General features: G+C 46.9%; 12 protein-coding genes. 5 read left to right on the forward strand and 7 right to left on the reverse strand.

The window, feature by feature from the left end:
• The first annotated feature begins 314 nt into the window (after positions 1–314).
• Positions 315–2,453: a protein phosphatase 2C domain-containing protein gene (locus OSC7112_RS17375; RefSeq protein WP_015177131.1), complete on the forward strand. Its 2,139-nt coding sequence runs from the start codon at positions 315–317 to the stop codon at positions 2,451–2,453.
• A 733-nt stretch (positions 2,454–3,186) separates the two neighbouring features.
• Complete coding sequence (gene dxs, locus OSC7112_RS17380; RefSeq protein WP_015177132.1) at positions 3,187–5,094, forward strand: 1-deoxy-D-xylulose-5-phosphate synthase; 1,908 nt, start codon at positions 3,187–3,189, stop codon at positions 5,092–5,094.
• A 123-nt stretch (positions 5,095–5,217) separates the two neighbouring features.
• Here dxs and OSC7112_RS42185 read toward each other — a convergent pair whose 3' ends face one another.
• Positions 5,218–6,066 carry a calcium-binding protein gene (locus OSC7112_RS42185; RefSeq protein ID WP_015177133.1) on the reverse strand — a complete coding sequence of 283 codons (849 nt, stop codon included), beginning with the start codon at positions 6,064–6,066 and terminating at the stop codon, positions 5,218–5,220.
• A 68-nt stretch (positions 6,067–6,134) separates the two neighbouring features.
• Here OSC7112_RS42185 and OSC7112_RS17390 point away from each other — a divergent pair, with 68 nt between their 5' ends.
• Genes OSC7112_RS17390 through OSC7112_RS17400 form a run of 3 tightly spaced genes read left to right on the forward strand, consistent with a single transcriptional unit; the run spans position 6,135 to position 8,045 of the window.
• The gene (locus tag OSC7112_RS17390) at positions 6,135–6,452 is read left to right on the forward strand and encodes a hypothetical protein (protein WP_015177134.1); all 318 of its coding nucleotides are present in this window, start codon (positions 6,135–6,137) and stop codon (positions 6,450–6,452) included.
• A complete protein-coding gene (locus OSC7112_RS17395; protein ID WP_015177135.1) occupies positions 6,449–6,817 on the forward strand; it encodes a hypothetical protein in 369 nt (122 codons plus the stop codon). The genes OSC7112_RS17390 and OSC7112_RS17395 overlap by 4 nt, the downstream gene beginning before the upstream one ends.
• A 7-nt stretch (positions 6,818–6,824) precedes the next feature.
• Complete coding sequence (locus OSC7112_RS17400; RefSeq protein ID WP_015177136.1) at positions 6,825–8,045, forward strand: NAD(P)/FAD-dependent oxidoreductase; 1,221 nt, start codon at positions 6,825–6,827, stop codon at positions 8,043–8,045.
• Positions 8,046–8,377: 332 nt separating this feature from the next.
• On the opposite strand, the gene OSC7112_RS17405 is transcribed toward OSC7112_RS17400, so the two are convergent.
• The 6 genes from OSC7112_RS17405 to OSC7112_RS17430 form a co-directional block, all read right to left on the reverse strand.
• Positions 8,378–10,795, reverse strand: a complete 2,418-nt coding sequence (locus OSC7112_RS17405) for a sulfotransferase (protein WP_015177137.1) — start codon at positions 10,793–10,795, stop codon at positions 8,378–8,380.
• An 80-nt stretch (positions 10,796–10,875) separates the two neighbouring features.
• Positions 10,876–12,951 carry an ATP-binding cassette domain-containing protein gene (locus OSC7112_RS17410; protein WP_015177138.1) on the reverse strand — a complete coding sequence of 692 codons (2,076 nt, stop codon included), beginning with the start codon at positions 12,949–12,951 and terminating at the stop codon, positions 10,876–10,878.
• Positions 12,952–13,743 carry an ABC transporter permease gene (locus OSC7112_RS17415; protein ID WP_015177139.1) on the reverse strand — a complete coding sequence of 264 codons (792 nt, stop codon included), beginning with the start codon at positions 13,741–13,743 and terminating at the stop codon, positions 12,952–12,954.
• Complete coding sequence (locus OSC7112_RS17420; RefSeq protein WP_015177140.1) at positions 13,740–14,990, reverse strand: glycosyltransferase family 2 protein; 1,251 nt, start codon at positions 14,988–14,990, stop codon at positions 13,740–13,742. Before OSC7112_RS17420 ends, OSC7112_RS17415 begins: the two co-directional genes overlap by 4 nt.
• A gap of 256 nt (positions 14,991–15,246) precedes the next feature.
• Positions 15,247–16,557 (reverse strand): glycosyltransferase family 2 protein, encoded by a 1,311-nt coding sequence (locus OSC7112_RS17425; protein WP_015177141.1) that lies wholly within the window; start codon positions 16,555–16,557, stop codon positions 15,247–15,249.
• A gap of 74 nt (positions 16,558–16,631) precedes the next feature.
• The gene (locus OSC7112_RS17430; protein ID WP_015177142.1) at positions 16,632–17,822 is read right to left on the reverse strand and encodes a glycosyltransferase family 2 protein; all 1,191 of its coding nucleotides are present in this window, start codon (positions 17,820–17,822) and stop codon (positions 16,632–16,634) included.
• Positions 17,823–17,955 lie beyond the last annotated feature (133 nt).

A 17,955-nucleotide genomic window follows, 5' to 3' on the forward strand; every position in this document is an offset into this window, starting at 1 on the left:
TTTAGATCTTAGATTGGAAATTTAAGATTTAAGAAATGCAAACAACTGACTCTGCAAGGGTTTGCCACTTGCAAGCCTTCCTCGCGATTTTTCGCGCAGCGGTACCAGGTTGAGGCTTCCATCGTACTCCAAGTCTGAGTTTAGTAACTTAAATTACAATTTAAGCCGGTGCAGTCTGGTAGAAACTACAATTTCTACGGGCCCAAAGGCAGTTAAGAAATTGATAGGGGCTAAAATCAGTTTATTCTCAAGCTCATGAATTTGGGCTGGCGAATCATATATCTTCAGAATGTTTTTACACAAACTATTTCGACATGATCAGCAGTTTCTCCGAACCCATTTATTGCCCGAATCTTAGCTGTGCCGATCCCCGCAATACCTTTGGCCGCCAGCACTGTGCAGCTTGCGAAACCGATTTAATTTATCGATATTTGTGGGTGGTGGGGCAAGCAGCCGAGGAAGTGCCGGTGGGTAAGGTAATAGCCGATCGATACTTTGTCATTGCACCCCAAATCTGGCTCGACAGCCGTCCAGCATTGCCTCCGAGCGTCCCGGAACAACTGCCGGATACGATTATGCCTTACCTGCATTTGTATCCCCAACGGCTGCATACGCCTGAAGTATACGGTTTTTGTTCGCTGGGGGAATCACCGGAAGCCGCAGAGGTGCTGTTGTTGGAAAATGTGCCCATCAATAATTTCGGTCGCCTGTATCCTTCTATTTTAGAAGCTTGGTCTGGGACAACCGGGGCGCGCCAAGTATACTGGCTGTGGCAAATGCTCCAACTGTGGAGGCCGCTATCGGAACAGGGAGTCGCTTCGAGTTTGCTGGTACCGGAAAATTTGCGGGTGGAAGGTTGGCGGGTACGGCTGCTGGAACTGCACCGGGGCAATTTTGTACCGACGCTGCGGGATTTGGGAGATGTGTGGTCAGGTTTGGTAGAATCGGCCGAGCCCGAGGTGCAGCCGAAACTCGGAGAGATTTGTCAGTTTATGCGCCGCAGCAGCATGAATTTCGACGCGATCGCCCTGGAACTAAACGATTTACTATTAGAACAAGCCGCTAAATTGCCTCTGCACTTAGAAGTAGTCGGCATGACCGATACCGGGCCGCAGCGCTCCCAAAATGAAGACAGTTGCTATCCAACTGCTGCTGATTTTCAATTTAGCAAAACTTCAGGGGGCGAGAAACTAATTCCTTACTTGACAATGGTTTGCGACGGGGTTGGAGGCCACGAAGGAGGAGAAGTTGCCAGTCAATTAGCCGTGCAGTCCCTGAAAGCTTTAATCCAAAATTTGCTCGCAGAAATCACTCAACAAGAAGAGTTGATGACTCCAACAATGGTCATCAAGCAACTCGAAGAAATAGTCAGAGTTGTGAATAATGTGATTTCCGCTCAAAATAACGAGCAGGGAAAAGAGTTGCGGCAGCGGATGGGGACGACTTTGGTGATGGCCCTCCAGTTGCCTCAAAAAGTGAAAATTTCCGAGGATTTGCCCTCGAATAACAGTCACGAACTTTATGTAGTCAATGTTGGAGACAGCCGCGCTTATTGGATTGGTAAAAATTACTGTCACCGGCTGACTGTGGACGACGACGTAGCCTCAAGGGAAGTCGAGCAAGGACATTGTTTATACTGGGAGACTCAACTGCGAGCCGATGCAGGAGCCCTGACTCAAGCTTTGGGAACGCGGGACGGCGATTTCCTGCGCCCGACGATTCAGCGATTTATTGTCGAAGAGGAAGGCTTACTGCTGCTGTGTTCCGATGGTTTGAGCGACAACGACTGGGTGGAGAAATCTTGGGAGAATTACGGCCCAGAGGTGCTCGAGGGCAAAATGTCTTTGGAAGCCGCGGTTCAGTCTTGGATTCGTCTCGCCAACGAGAAAAACGGTTACGATAACACCTCCGTGGTGGCGACTCACTGTCGGATGTCGCCGGAGAGATTGGTACTGTTCGATCCGACGGTGGCCTCAGCGCCGGCGTCAACGCCAGTTTCAGCCTCGGTGTCGCTGCCGCCTTCCCTCGCGGCATCCCTCCAGAAGTCGGGAAGGATTCCAGAATCTCAGCTTTCAGAATCGTCCAAACAGTTGTTGTACCCCGAAACTCCCCCCGCCCCGGAACCCGTTCAAAAACGGCGATCGAAGCTGCCGCTGTCCCTACTGGGGGTCTTGGGGCTGATATTAGCCGGCGGCGGTTTAGGTTTGTGGGTGCAAAGCCTCCAAAGCCCCCAACCAGATCCCGCACAACTTCCGCCACCGCCGGAAACTCCCGCCCCAAGTCCTTCGGAGAGTCCCTCGCCCCGGGCCGAGAGTCCCTCGCCGTCGCCCGAATCGAGTCCTTCGGAGAGTCCCTCGCCCCGGGCCGAGAGTCCCTCGCCGTCGCCCGAATCGAGTCCTGCGGAGAGTCCGCGGCCCGAAGAAGCGGAAACTCCTTTGCCCTCACCGGAGTAAGGGAGATTTAATTCAGCAGAACCTTTCATAAAAGTAATACCGGATGCGGGAAACGATCGCGTCTTCAGAGCCCAGACGGAAGCGACGCGGGGGACTTCAGTCCCCGTGTTCTTTCTTTGCGGCTTTCGGGCCCTTGTGGTAAATCTTCTAGGCTTTTGAGGTTACAAAACAATGCTTCGAGCGTCGCAGCTCTCTACTATCCAAATTCGGGAAAACTTTCCCAGTGTAAAGCGAATGATTTCTGGTAGAGGTCGTTGATTGATCTTGTAGCAAACAGTTTTTCAACTCGGTAATAAATTTTTGAATCCTCGCTCAAATAATTTGGCGGGAAAACTTAAAAATCGTTGAGACATTGCTTGTTGAGTGACGGTAGTAGGTCTACACTACAAAAAACATTCTCTTGCTAGCATTCTTGTGAGTTATGTATTCCACCATTGGGCTGTGAGTTTTTTTGCGTGGTTGCTGTTGGTTTTTCGGCTAGCACCCATGTTTACTTACCTACACAATTGCTCAATTACTCGTCAATTCTATCGTTTTATAAGCTTTTTTTATCTTGACAGCGCACAATTTATTAACTATAATTACCAGGTCAAAAATAACAAAAATTTTACACCTAACAGTTTTTCTCAAATAACCGTTAAACTATTCTAACGTTTGCGCGTACCCAACCTCGCAGGCACAACCTATATCTGTTAAGGATTCGTCCTGATTCACAGGAGCAAGATTTTAAAATATGCATCTGAGCGAACTGACTCACCCAAACCAATTACACGGCCTCTCGATTCATCAACTCGAACAAATTGCCCGACAAATTCGAGAAAAGCATTTAGAAACTGTAGCCGCTAGCGGCGGCCACCTCGGCCCAGGATTGGGTGTAGTCGAACTGACCTTAGCACTCTACCAAACACTCGACCTCGATCGCGACAAAGTTACCTGGGATGTCGGCCACCAAGCTTATCCTCACAAATTAATCACCGGCCGCTACAACCAATTCCACACCCTGCGCCAAAAAGACGGCGTTGCAGGCTATCTCAAGCGCTGCGAGAGCAAATTCGACCACTTCGGCGCAGGCCACGCCTCCACCAGCATTTCCGCAGCGTTAGGAATGGCGATGGCGCGCGATCTCAAGGGGGAAAACTTTAAAACTGTAGCAGTCATCGGCGACGGCGCATTGACTGGCGGCATGGCACTCGAAGCGATTAACCACGCGGGCCATATGCCGAAAACCAATTTGTTAGTTGTGCTCAACGACAACGAGATGTCAATCTCGCCCAACGTCGGCGCAATTACCCGCTATTTGAACAAGATGCGATTGTCGCCACCGGTGCAGTTTCTCAAAGATAACTTAGAGGAACAATTCAAACATATTCCCTTTGTCGGCGAAACTTTTACTCCAGAAATGGAACGCCTCAAAGAAGGGATGAAACGCTTGGCAGTCTCGAAAGTTGGAGCAGTAATTGAAGAATTGGGCTTTACTTACATGGGCCCGGTAGATGGACACAATTTGGAAGAGTTAATTGCCACTTTCAAACAAGCCCATACTATTCAAGGGCCGGTGTTGGTTCATGTGGTGACGGTGAAAGGCAAAGGATATGCGATCGCCGAAAAAGATCAAGTAGGATATCACGCCCAAAATCCCTTTAACTTAGCTACCGGCAAAGGCCTTCCCTCCACTAAACCCAAGCCTCCAGCTTACTCGAAAGTCTTTGCCCACGCCCTGGTCAAGCTAGCAGAAAATAATCCGAAAATTGTCGGCATTACCGCTGCTATGGCAACCGGAACCGGTCTGGATAAACTTCAGGAAAAACTGCCGAAACAGTACATTGATGTAGGCATTGCCGAACAGCACGCCGTGACTTTATCCGCTGGTTTAGCCTGCGAAGGCATGCGCCCGGTTGTGGCAATTTACTCGACATTTGTGCAGCGGGGATACGACCAAATAATTCACGATGTTTGCATCCAAAATTTGCCAGTTTTCTTCTGTTTGGATCGCGCCGGCATTGTCGGTGCTGACGGGCCAACTCACCAAGGGATGTACGACATTTCTTTCTTGCGGTGCCTGCCAAATATGACAATTATGGCACCAAAAGATGAGGCAGAATTGCAGCGGATGGTAGTCACGGGAATCAACCACACCAGCGGCCCGATCGCCATGCGTTACCCGCGCGGCAACGGTTACGGCGTGCCTTTGATGGAAGAAGGTTGGGAAGAGGTGCCGATCGGCAAAGCCGAAATTCTCCGCAACGGCGACGATTTGCTGATATTGGGTTACGGTTCAATGGTTTATCCGGCGATGCAAACTGCCGAGATTTTGAGCGAACACGGTATTGAAGCAACTGTGATCAATGCGCGTTTTGTCAAGCCTTTGGACACCGAATTAATCTTGCCTTTAGCACAGCGAATCGGCAAAGTTGTCACAATGGAAGAAGGCTGTTTGATGGGAGGCTTTGGTTCAGCAGTAGCCGAAGCTTTGTTGGACAATAATGTTGTTGTTCCAGTGATGCGATTGGGTGTACCCGATACATTGGTAGATCATGCAACGCCTGAACAATCATTTGCCAGTTTGGGATTAAATCCGTCGCAAATGTGCGATCGCATCTTAGCAACATTCAGCCGCAAACAGTCTCCTGTTAGCGTGTAAATAGCTAAAATCGTAGGGTGCGCCTAGCGCACCTTACCATTCGAGACAAATCCTAAGAAATACCCGATCTATGACAGTGTAATAAAACGACCCCGCAAGTCAATCGATTTTAGATTTTAGATTTTAGATTTTAGATTGACTTGCGCGAGATAAATGCTCTTTCTTGAGGATTTTCGATTTGAGATTTGGGATTGATTCCACGGATCGATCGCGTGGCGGGTACCACCTTTGAAATTCTTGATCGGATGGTGTCACATTCAGAACTCTACCTAAAATTTGACCGTTTGAAGCAATTTGAATCGTAGTAGCGTCATAACTACCATTGCGATCGGGATCTAAATCGGCTAAAGAAATTTTGCTTTCTTGAGGAAATCTCCCCGAAACCAACCGAATATTTTGCAGTGGTACTGAATAAGTGGTGAGTCTGACGTTTGCCTCCGTTAAACCATTAGTAAGACCAATTCGATCCAGAGAGTTTTCAAAGTCTAGAATTATATCCCACGCCTGTACGCTACTGTTAGGGTTGCGCTTGGGATCTCCTAAAACAATATCCGTTCTTAGGACGAACACATCACTACCCGTTCCACCTTTATATAGAGTGTAACCCAGGTCGCCGCTCAGAGTATCGTTACCTGCACCTCCATCTAAGAAATCATCACCTCGACCGCCATTCAAAATGTCGTCTCCGTCACCACCTGCGATATAATCATCACCAAGACCGCCAATGAGAGAATCTCGACCAACTTCGCCGTATAAATCATCTTCGTCTCTACCGCCTTGCAAGTTGTCATTGCCATCACTACCGAATAAAATATCTTGACCAGCATTTCCGTTGATGATTTCACTCTCCAACGAACCTCTAATTTGATCGTTTCCTTCTAAAGCAAGAACACCTCCAGGGAACTGAACCATCAAACCAGGGGGGACTGTAAAATTATCAGGATTAGGAGTCAAGTTGAAAGTGTTTTCCATAATTGATTTCAGCAATATTCAATTAAACCAATAAATATATTACCATCTGACACAGCGGAGAAAAAGCAATGACTAACGTAAAACCAAATCGTACCGTGCGGCGGGGAAGACTGTTCCCAGAGATTCAGTGGTCAGAAGAAAAAAAAGCCCAGTGGCGAGCTGAAAGAGTGGCATTTTATCAGCGCTGCAAACCTATTTTCGATCGCCTCAAACCCGAATTGATTAAAACCCACTACAACTGGTACATGGCCGTTGAACCCGACAGTGGGGAATATTTTATCGACAAGGATGATATGCAAGTTGCAAACATAGCCCATGAGAAATACCCGAAAGCTAAATTGCACGTTTTTCGGATCAATGAAACCGGAGTTTGTGGCACAATATGATTCAAGGAAGATTTGGTGAGGAGGACGAGCTATTTTTGGAAGTTGAACTTATTGCTGAGAACGGCTTAGAATTACCTGTTGATGCTCTGCTTGATACTGGTTTTTCTGGCTGGCTAGCAATGGACAGTCAGGATTTAGAGGCACTTGATTGGACATATGTGAAACAAGAAAAAATGCGAACAGCTAAGGGAGAATTCGATTTTGAAATTTATGTAGGAAAAGTGCGTATTGAGTACCTAGAATTTGACATTCCCGTTCATGTGGGTGACGGAGTACCGGAAATTTTAATAGGCCGACAGTGGCTGAAAACTCGGCGGTTAGTAGTTGATATGTCTGCAGATATTTTGACATTGGAAGCGAGTTAAAAGCAAAATGAATTTAAAAAGTGTTGACATAGTAATAGTAGGAGCAGGCCCAGCAGGCGGTCACTGTGCGAGAATCCTAGCCCAATCCGGCCACAAAGTCTTGCTGGCAGAGCAAAACGACAATTTTTATAAAAATGACTTTTCTAGCGCCGCCACGCCTCTAGAAACCCTCGCTAAATTCGATTTACCAGAGTCCGTTATCGGCAGTTTTTGGCACAAACTTACTATTGAAACTAGCAAAGTCAGTCAAACTTGGGAGTCTCCCGAAAGCTTGGGAGTTGTTCTCAACTTTGCTAAATTTAGAGCATTTTTGGCCAGCGAAGTTGAGCGATTTGGCGGTGAAGTTTGGCTTGGTTATCGCTACACCGGACATTCACAAAGCAAGGGCGAAACTACTGTCGAATTTAAACAGTTATCCGACGGTCAAATTATCAAAGTTAGCACTAAAGTATTGGTTGATGCTACTGGCTTTGCTAGGGCGATTATGTACGAAAAAGAGAATGATAAGCCTGATTTTTTGTCGGGAACCGGAATCGAATATTTAATTGAAGTTGAACCAGAAGTTTATGCTAAATATAGCGGTGATTTAATCTTGTTTGTGGGTGATAAATGGATGCCTAAAGGTTATTCTTGGATATTTCCAATGGAACAAAATAGGCTGAAAGTTGGTGCGGGACGCATTTTTTTAGAGCAGAAAACGCTGAGGCATTTGTCACCGCTGAAAAAATATATTGATTTACTGATTGATGAATATCTGAAGTCTAAAAATTATAAAATTCTTGACAAACACGGTTCCATGCTGAAGTACAGTCGTGGTTTGAAGGATATTTATTACAAGGATAATATAATTGCGATCGGCGATAGTGTTTCGACAGTAAATTTTTTGGGTGGCGAAGGCATTAGACACGGGATGGATGGTGCCCAAATCGCCGGGAAATATATTCAAAGGTATTTGGAGGGGAAAATCTCAGATTTTCGGGATTATGAGACGGAAATGCACCGCAAGTTCGATCGGAAATGGCATATTTCGGAACGGTTGGCGGTGAGAAAGTATATCGATGATGTTAATGATGAACTTACCGATAAAATAATTTCTTATTTAAAGTATATGAAAACTGAAGAGGTGATGGATATTTTATTTTATTATAAATTTGAGAAAATTTCCCGAGGGTTAGGCGGTTATTTGCAGAGAAAAATCAAGGAATTGATTAAGAAATTTCACTGGTAAGGTGCGCCCGTTAAGAGATTTTAGTGGAGGGAAAAATCTCGCTGATTGACCGAAAGCATCCAGGATACAAGCCCCCGGATTCATCCGTTCAGGAAGAAAAAACCTGTATCCAATGAAACTTTCCCCCCGAATTTATCCGTGGGGTCAATGCTTCAATTCTTTAATCTAAAATCTAAAATCTAAAATCGATTGACGTACCTTACTAAGGATCGTGAATTAAATAAAATCCACTTTTCATGACTGTTGTGGGATGGGCCTTCCTATCCCGTCTATCGGGGACGGGCGGGACGCCCATCCCACAAGAAAAAAGGGAAATTATTTAATTGACGATCCTAAGCTAATTTTAAGGCATTTTCTGCGGTGACTTGAATGCGGGGCAGCGACAATAAAGAATCGTCAAAACTGCTAAAATTTAATGTATATGATACACCAAATGTATATCCACTCGCTCCAATTAAATGCGCTACAATTGGATCGACATCGCCGTAAGGATAGGCAAAACATTTAACAGATTTCTCTAATCCCCGTTCCAAGATAGCACGGGATTTGGCCGCCTCCCGCACAATTTCTGTCGGCGACAATGCAGTCAAAGGTTGATGAGTAGCAGACATAGAACCGAATTCAATTCCTGCATCCCGCAGTTGCAAAATTTCTGGCCATCCCATTAACGGCACTTCTTCAAATTCGGCTTTTTCCCAACTATTTGTCTTTCCTATTGACTCCGCTACGAGAAAAACAGTTGCTGTAAAATCAAAGCGTTTTAGCAGAGGCCAAGCATATTGGAAAAAGTCGAGATAGCCCCCGTCAAATGTCATCAATACAGCTTTACCGGGTAAAGGAGTTTTAGCCAGTTTTGCGCTTCGCCAATTTTCCCAACTCGCACTGTAATAACCCAGATTTTTGAGATTGTGTAACTGTTGTTCAAAAATTTGGGGAGTAACTGCGTCTAAACCGTCAGGAGAAATGCGGCGGTAGGAGAGAATCGGGAGTTTTTGTGTAACGCTATGATTGTCCAAAAGTTGAGGTTTCACCGAGTGAGAAACTTCCCGATAAGAAGATTTTGAGCAAATGATTTCCGGTGCGTAAAATACTTGCTTGGGAAACTCGTTTTCTTGGGGAATTTGCATTGTCGGTTCCCCCGCGATTGCCGCGGCTGACTCGATTTCCTGAAGCGCCGCCGCCGGGAGTGAGGCGCGGCGGCTGACACTCGTCCCGATCGCACCCGATCGCCTGCCGAACATCACCGCATTTTGGGGGTAAATGCCCCCAGCACCCGGTGCATTCAACCAGTCGGGCAAATTAGACCTTTGTCGAGCACAAGAGGCTAAGCGCGATCGCAGCCACTGCTTGCCGTTGAGTGGTTTTCCCATCAAAGCTTCTCGCACGGCGGCGACGCACAACTCAAAACCCATATTTCGAGTAATTGTCGATCGCAATTTTTGAGCCGACACAAAATTATTTTCCACCGCCACAGTGACAATACCGACAGCAACGCCGCCTACTTTCACCAGCACGTCTATTTCAGAAAGCTCAACTTTTATATTAGCAAATTCTTCGCTAACTTCTACAGCAATCAAATCTTTTTCGAGGGTAATTGTTGGAACTTCATCTGCTATTTCTGGCTTGTAGAAATCCTCCAAATGCCAATGCGGACGCCCCCATAATTCTTGCAGAAATAGCGTCCAGTCATGTTTAGGATGGAATGGTTCCAGCAAATTTTCCCACAATTTATTGCCTTTTTCGCAGCGATTGCGTTGAAAGAAGCGATCGAGAATTTGCCAAGCAAACTGGGCTGCAACCGCATCCGCCAAAACCGCAGCCGCAACCATGCCATCGCAAATCGGCAATTCAATAATACCGAGTTTAATTCCTTCTAGTTGGATCGTACAGGACAGGCGATCGCATATTTGCAGAGCGTAAATATCCGAAATTGGTTCGCTCACTTCCACCGCAACTTTCCAGGCAATTTCACCCTTGACTCGCTGAATTTTCTCTAAAATATATCTGATTTCATTTCGAGTAAAAATTTTATGATACTTGTGAACGTTACTACTTTTGACATCTCTCTCAATTCCTTTGTGCCAAGGTAGATTTAAACTGAGCTTCGCGGCTTTTTCTTGATAATTAACGAGCATTGTACCGTCATATTCAATGCCCATGAAATTACAAATTTCTCCTAGAATTTGTGTTTTGTTATCTAAAAGCTCCTCATATTGAACTAATATATGATGGGATTTATTAATATATTTGTGGCTAGTTAACATCGCGTGTTCCCAGCGATTGATACAGTGGTTTAAATCCCAACCAGCGCCCCACAATTCGTTAAAACTCCTAGTAGCCTCATACATAGAAGCTATTGTATCCATACCGTTTCGCAAAATATGTATAAATTTCGCATCCGGCAAAAAGCGCTCTATGTCATCAATAAAATATATGTGTTCCGGCGTTTTTTCCAACCAAATGCTTTTTTTTTGTTCGGCAGCCAAACCATCCAAAACTCTCACAAACCAACTAGCTTTAGCTTCCACAGTTTGGCTGTCATCAAAATCTTTCAAAAGTTCAGGACGTTTAATCTCATCCTTAAAAAAAGCTTCCATTCTACCTGGCAACTTGCCCGCAAACTGATCGTATAGCAAATAGTGAAAAAACTTAGATTCCGGAAAAGAAATAACTTCGGGATGAGCAGCTAATAAGCTTTGAAGAATTGTTGTGCCACTGCGAGGCGAGCCTAGGAGAAATATGCGTTTCATAACAACATTTTGCTATAATTAACTTAACGGTAGATTTTGAGGTGGGTTGGGTTTCGTTCTCTGAACCCAACCTGCCCATTCTAACTCCAAGTAAAATCCTGTTTTAACAAATCAGAAAGTTCCTGATTGTAAGGTTTGAAATAATCTGTCAGTTGTTGTTCGATTGCTGCTGGTATTTTGCTGTACTCCTCGATCATCGCATTAATGTCATATTCTTTACTTGCGAGCGCACTAAGATCCAAGAAATCTAACACTTCCGAAAAAACCTTGTCGGTATTTGCCTCAAAATCTTCGCTTTTGAGAATTAGCAACTGTTCCCTCGCAAAATAATCGAGCCAATTCCTGATTTGTTCAACATAAATTCCTCGCGACAAATAAGAATAATGTTGGTGGTTGAAACTGTAATAACTTTCATCTGCTTTGATCTTTTCAATTTCACCTTTTAGGCGATCGGGCTCGGAGGCGATCGCCTTTTCAAAATCCAGCTTTTCGCAGCCGATCGCGACTTCTAGATGATAGTTAAGCCAAGCTCGTTTTACCGGGTTTCGCAGCATTACAATTAGCTTAACATCCGGGAAACACTTGTAAACCCGCTCGGCCACCAAAGGATGATAAATATAGTAAGGAGTCATCTCCCACAGCAATACCTTTTCACCGATTACACTGCGAGTCAACTGTTTGTTATACCAATTAACACCGCGCTCAAAATTTAAATCAAAAAAGTGAATGTCCCGGGAACCTTCTTTGATAATTTGCAAGTGATTTTCGAGATGGCTGTATAGAGATTCCGTGCCGCAGTTTTGAGCGCCAATCATTAAAAAGTCAGGTTTTTGCTTATTTTCCAACTGAGTTAAAATCTTGGCGTACCCGGGATTATTCTTATCCAAATCGTAAGTTACAGCGGCTGGTTCGGCTAAATCCAAAAGCGGCATTTTGCCCTCAAATTCCCAGCGGTACGGCGGACAAAGAATCGTTTTTTGGTTTACAGTCGATCGCACGTACAGCGGATAAAGGTGCCAATGATAATCGTAGGCGTAGGCCAAACTCTTCTCGTAAACCCCAGCATTCACGTAATACTGACCGTTGCCTAAATCCAGCCTGTCTACGTGCAGGCGGATTGTGCCTTTCCCTTCCGCCAGCGGCAGCAATCTGCCCATTTGATTAGTATTAGTCTCAAAACAACTTTGACCGTCTTCCCGGCTGATTGTCACGCCAAAAATAGCAGCATAAATTGGCTTCGGGACAGAATAATGAATTTCCACAGTAATAGGATCGCCACTGTTTATCTCATCATCCGGCAACACTTTAACATCCGTAATTTCTACTTCCAAAGAACCGAAGCGATTGTCATTGATTCGCAGTTGCGAACCCGTACTCGTCACTTCAGGAGGACGGATGGGAGTGGGTTTTTCGGTGGCTGGGCGCATTTCCGACAAATACTGACCGACTACCACTTCCGGTTCCCCGTAAGCCACGATTTCACCTGATTTCAGCCACAAAGCCCGATCGCACATTTTCTGAATTTGCATCGCGTTGTGAGAAATCAAAACAATCGCACATCCTTGACTTTTAAACTCCGAGATTCTGTTCAAACATTTAGTTTGAAAAGCCACATCACCAACCGACAAATGTTCATCAACTAACAGCACTTCTGGATCGGTGTGCACCGCCACCGAAAAAGCCAGCCGCATTTGCATCCCGGTACTGTAAGTCCGCATCGGACTCTCAATAAACTGTTGCAATTCCGCAAATTCAACAATATCATCAAACCGGCGCGCCGCTTCCCGACGAGTCAAACCGGCCACCACCGCACCCACAAACACATTTTCTCTGCCCGTTAAATCCGAGTGAAAACCCGCACCCAAATCCAATAAACCGCCAATTCTGCCATTAACTTCAATAGTTCCTTCTTGAGCGTGACCGATACCGCCAATAAGTTGCAGCAGCGTCGATTTTCCCGCGCCATTCTTGCCGAGAATTCCCAGCATTTCCCCGGGAGAAACAGTGAAATTGATATCCCGCAGTGCCCAAAAACGCGCCTGCGGTTTCATCTGCCGAAAACCCGCCAAAGCGGCCTGCATAATCGTATAAGGTCGATCGGCAGAGTAGCGATTGAAACGTTTCCCCAAACCCTTGACAACAATAGCTGGACGCATTTACAATTCCTCCACAAAAGTATTGCTTTGCCGTCTAAAAATTCCCAGTCCGATCGGCAAAAGAGCAGCCACAACCAAGCTAACAATTAACAGCGCCAGCCAATCCGGCTGCGTACCTTTGAGCAGTATGGCGCGGTAAGCTCCCAGCAGTGGCACCATAGGATTTAACTGATAAATAGGCTGAAATTGTTTCGGGACGCTGTTGAGGTCGTAGAAAATCGGAGTCAGGTAAAACAGCATCTGCAAAACTACGCCCAAAGTGTGCTGAGTATCGCGAAAAGTCACATTTAAAGCGGCGAGGGGATAAGCCAAACTGACTGTCAAAATAAACTGAATAACCATCAGCAGCGGCAACACAAACAGCACTAAACTCGGCTGAACGCCATCAATTGCCAGAAAGATAATTAACACCGGCAAAGCTAACAGAAAGTGAATTAGCCCCGTCATAGTCGTGACTACCGGCAAAATTGCCGTGGGGAAATTCGGCTGTCTGATTAGCGCTTTATTGTTGGTAATTAATCCCGTTGCTTGAAATAATGCGGTTTGAGACCAACTCCAGATTAACAAACCGCTGAAAGCAAAGGAAGAAAATTGCGGAATGTTAATCGGTACAACAGAGCGAAATACAAAGGAAAATACAGCTAACTGCAACAGCGGATTGATTAAAGTCCAAGCAATCCCCAAAGTCGATCGCTTGTAAAGTAATTTTATATCGCGATCGACCAACACCCGCAGCAAATCGAAGAAATGAGCGATTTTGCGCCTGTCAACCAGCCTTGGAACACTTCTCATCGCACACCTCCGACAACTTGCTCGGGTTCCAACTGTAGCTGCTCTTTCGGCTCAATCTCAGCTAACTGCTGCGCCTGCAACTGCGCTTTTCTGTAAGCAAAAGGACTGTCGAGAGCTCCCAGCAACTCGCTGACTACCAACTTGCGCGGCAGCAAACCCGGAGCCCCCAAGCGGCGCACCAGCCACCAACCAAGCCACTGAAACACAGCAAATTTCCAAATTTCCCAGCGCGGCACAGTGCGGTTGCGATAGCACGTGAGTAAATAAGCCCCAAAACCGCGCCCGTTATCCTGCAACTGCTTGCTCAAAGCCTCGGCGCTGCGCCGGTGCAGGTGCCACACAAAAGCTCTCGGCTCATAAAAAGTCGAGTATCCCTTAGCCAAAATCCGATGAAACATCTCAAGATCCCCACCACCGCGAGTCGCAGTCCCCACATCGAGAGCAACGTCAAAATTGCCCACAGCCTCGAAAACTTGCCGCCGGAAAGCCATATTCGCCCCCACGCCGTATTTGCTCGCCCACAGCAACTCCCGCGTCGAGAGCTTGCTACCATCAAATTTAAAACTGTGGAGGTATTGCAGCATTCCCCCGTAGCGGAGTTCAAATTGAATTTGGGCCTCTGTTTCTAGTTCCGCCGGCGCGACTAAACCGCTAACTGCCATAATTTCTGGGTTAGCAAACGCCGAAGCAATACCCCGCAGCCAACCGCGATCGGGCCGCACGTCGTCGTCAGTAAAAGCAATAATCTCATGCCGCGCTTCCGCGATCGCGCGATTGCGCGCCCAGTCCAATCCTGGCCGTTCTTCCTTGATGTAGCGTACAGGCGCATCCGCGACTAATTCAGCGGTGCTGCTGCTTGCAGGAGCGTTGTCTATAACGATAATTTCGCGGTGCGGATAGTCGAGAGCGAGCAGAGCTTCCAGAGCGCCTTTGAGCAAGTCCGTGCGATCGCGCGTGCAGATGACAACGCTAATTGACGGCAGGTAGCGATCCGCCACTGCTTCAGAAACAGCGCCGAATTGCTCTCCTAAAGTCGATCGCACCAACTCTTTTCCTAACTGATCCACAATTGTTTGTCGCACTCGCTCAGCGGAAATTGTTTGTTCCCAGGGATTGTTACTAACACAAGCCCAGCCCAGAGGCCGTCCCCGGTAGCGAACTAAAATGCGAACTCCTTCGTATTGTTCGAGTTGCCGAATCGGATTAATCTGTTCGGTAAACTCAATTTCCATCACTTTTATTGCCATAACTTGCTCCTGAAAATTTTGCAGCGGGCACTAGATAGAAAACTTTTGACTTGGGACTTTTAAGTTTGGGATGGCAATTTTCCAATTTCCCAACTTTTGAGGTTGGAGTTTTTGGTTTAACTTCCCCGAATTCAGTAGATATAAACTAAAAAAATATCTTCTAGGGGCTAGTTTAGTTAAGCATAACGAGATATAAGCGAGAAGATGAAGGCACTCACCTGCCCGAATCATGTAATCTTTATTTGCACCTATTTACTTAGCTCTTAATTGCTAACTCGTAAGTTTCAAAAGCAACTAAAGGTTTTTCTTCAAGCGTGTCAGCACTGCGGGGCATACCGTTAACCGCGATCGCCCCAGCCAGCGGTTGAGCAAAGTGAAGCGCCAGAATCGATCGCAAGTGAGCGCCCCGCAGCGGTTCCGCGCCCGCTTGCGGAAAAATATGGCCGACTGTTAGTTTGTCGTAATACAGGTAAACCCCAGCCGGTCGTTCCGCGTCCAGCAGACTTTCTGCCGCTTCCCAACCTTGCTGCAAATCAATGTTAATTTCATGTCCGCCCAAATCAGCACGGGCCGGGCCCCCTTGCATAAAACGAGAAATAGCAGAGCGACTTTTTAGCTCATCAATCACACCCCGCAAATACCAATAACCGCGCAATTTTGCCCGCAACCACCGCCAAGTTCCCCGCATCCCCAAGCTTTCGAGCAAATCCAGAGATTTCCTGAGTCCCACAGCCAGCCAATCCACAACCGCCGGCCATAAAAACGCGATCGCCACCACAATCTTGTCTACCAAAAAATCAGGAGTTTCGTAGTCTTTTATCTGCAGCGTCGGTCTGAGTTCCGGGTGTCGGCGGCCGATCAAAACATCCGATCGCCCTTCCTGACGACATCGGCGGAAAGAGCGATCGAGATTGTTAGTTTCGTGTTCGTAATGATAGCCCACAGCATCCCCCGCTACAGCAAAAGGTACACCAGCTTTCAGCAAACGCACCCCAAACTCGTAATCTTCTCCGCCGCAGTTCCCAAAAGCCGAATCAAACCCATCGAGACGAGCAAACAGTTCTGCATCCAAAGAAAGGTTGCCGCTGAGCAAATCTTGATAAGTAAATCGGTGACCGGGTTGCCTCATCTGATAAAACTTCTGTTCCCACCACGAGCGCACTTCCACGTCAAAAAACCTAGTTCCTCCGTGCAACTTAGGCGGATAGGGCCCCATGACAGCCGCTCCCGGACGCAAAGAGTGAACCCGCGCGTGGCTTTCCACCAAAGGTGGCAGCGCTTCGATATCGTCGTCGAGAAACAGCAGCAATTTCCCGCTAGCCGAAGCCGCTCCCGTATTGCGGGCGATCGAAGCACTCCGGCAATTTACCTCAATTACCTGCAGTTTAAACGGAGCTTTGTAATCTTGTAGCATTGCCAAAGTATCGTCAATGCAGCTATCTGCCACTACAATAACTTCGAGCAGGTCGATCGGATAAGTCTGCAAGTGCAAAGCATCCAAAGCCCGCCGCAGCGAAGAACTTCGGTTGTGGCTGGGAATAATTATGCTAACTGTTAGATTTTCCATATTTACATTACAACAATTAACTTCATCTGCATTTCATCTCCCTTCATCTGCCGTTAAAAATAATCTAAAAATCCCTATTCAATGCTCCCCTTAATTTTTTGTAACAACTTCCGAGAAGCAAAATAAGCCATCGGCCCGCTAATGCAGCCCCGGAATTGAGCCCACAGCAAATCCCTCGGAACCGCATCCGGTTGCTTTCGCAAAGAAGCAATTAATTCAGGAATTTGCTTGTACCGCAGCCATCCCCAAGCTAATAGAGGCACACTGAATTCTTTGTTGATTACAAACATCCGCGTCCAGAAAGCATAGACTCCGATGCCGTAGCCTTGGAGCGTTTTTCGCAATTCTTCCCAAGTGCGCCGATGGCGGTGCCAGCTCAATGCTCTCGGCTCGTAGACAATGCAGTAGCCCGCGCGCAAAATGCGGGCAAAAAGTTCACAGTCTTCGCCGCCCACCGTAGGTGTTCCCGCCCCCAAAGCTTCGTCAAACAGGCCAATGTAGTCGATCGAACTTTTCCGCACAGCCATACTCGCCGAAACTCCCACAAGATGCACAATCAGGGGATTGCACTGCGCCCCGTCAAAAACTCGGCGCTCAAATCCCCGCCCGTGGGGGCTGTAGCACTCAAACCATTCTTGCGCTTCGGTTTCCAGTTCCAAGGGCATCACCAGCCCCGTGACGCACATGACTCGCGGATCGCTAAAATTCCCCAAGAGCGATCGCAGCCAGTTCGGATCGGGGGCCGCATCGTCATCTGTAAAGGCTACGAATTCATGTTTAGCTTCGCGTAAAGCTCGGTTGCGGGCAGCGCTGGAGCCTGGTAAGTCTTCGCGCACATAGCGGACTTGTGGGTAATTTTTGACCAGTTCCTTGGTAGCGTCCGTGCTGGGACAATTGTCAATTACTAAGTATTCCTGACCCTCGTCTGGGAGCTGCATCAGCGCGTCAAGAGTGCGCCGCAAATCTTCCGGGCGATCGCGCGTGCAAACCGCTACTGTGGCGATCGGCAATGCCTCCACCGGCCCCCGCTCATCCCATTCTAGAGTGTCGTAGAGCCAGTTTTTCCACAAGTTGTCACCAGCAGCATTCATCAGTGTTTCCCGTAATTCGTCACCGCCAAAGCGGCCTCCGACTACGGGCAAAAGAGCTTGACCGATCGGTTTTCCGTGCAGTCGAATTAAGATCAAGGCTTTGCTGTAACGCTCCTCAACCGTAATTTCTGGCGGGAGTTTGGAGATTTCCAGCTCAAGAATAGCTGTTGCCATTTTAGATTTTAGATTTTAGATTTTAGATTGCGAAAAAATCCTAGAAACTCCGTATATTACCGGATGTATTTTAGCAGAAATTGTTTTAGGGGATAGCAACTTCTCAATGCCATACTTGCCGATCGCCGATCGC

Source organism: Oscillatoria nigro-viridis PCC 7112 (assembly GCF_000317475.1).
GTDB classification, from domain to species: Bacteria; Cyanobacteriota; Cyanobacteriia; order Cyanobacteriales; family Microcoleaceae; genus Microcoleus; species Microcoleus nigroviridis.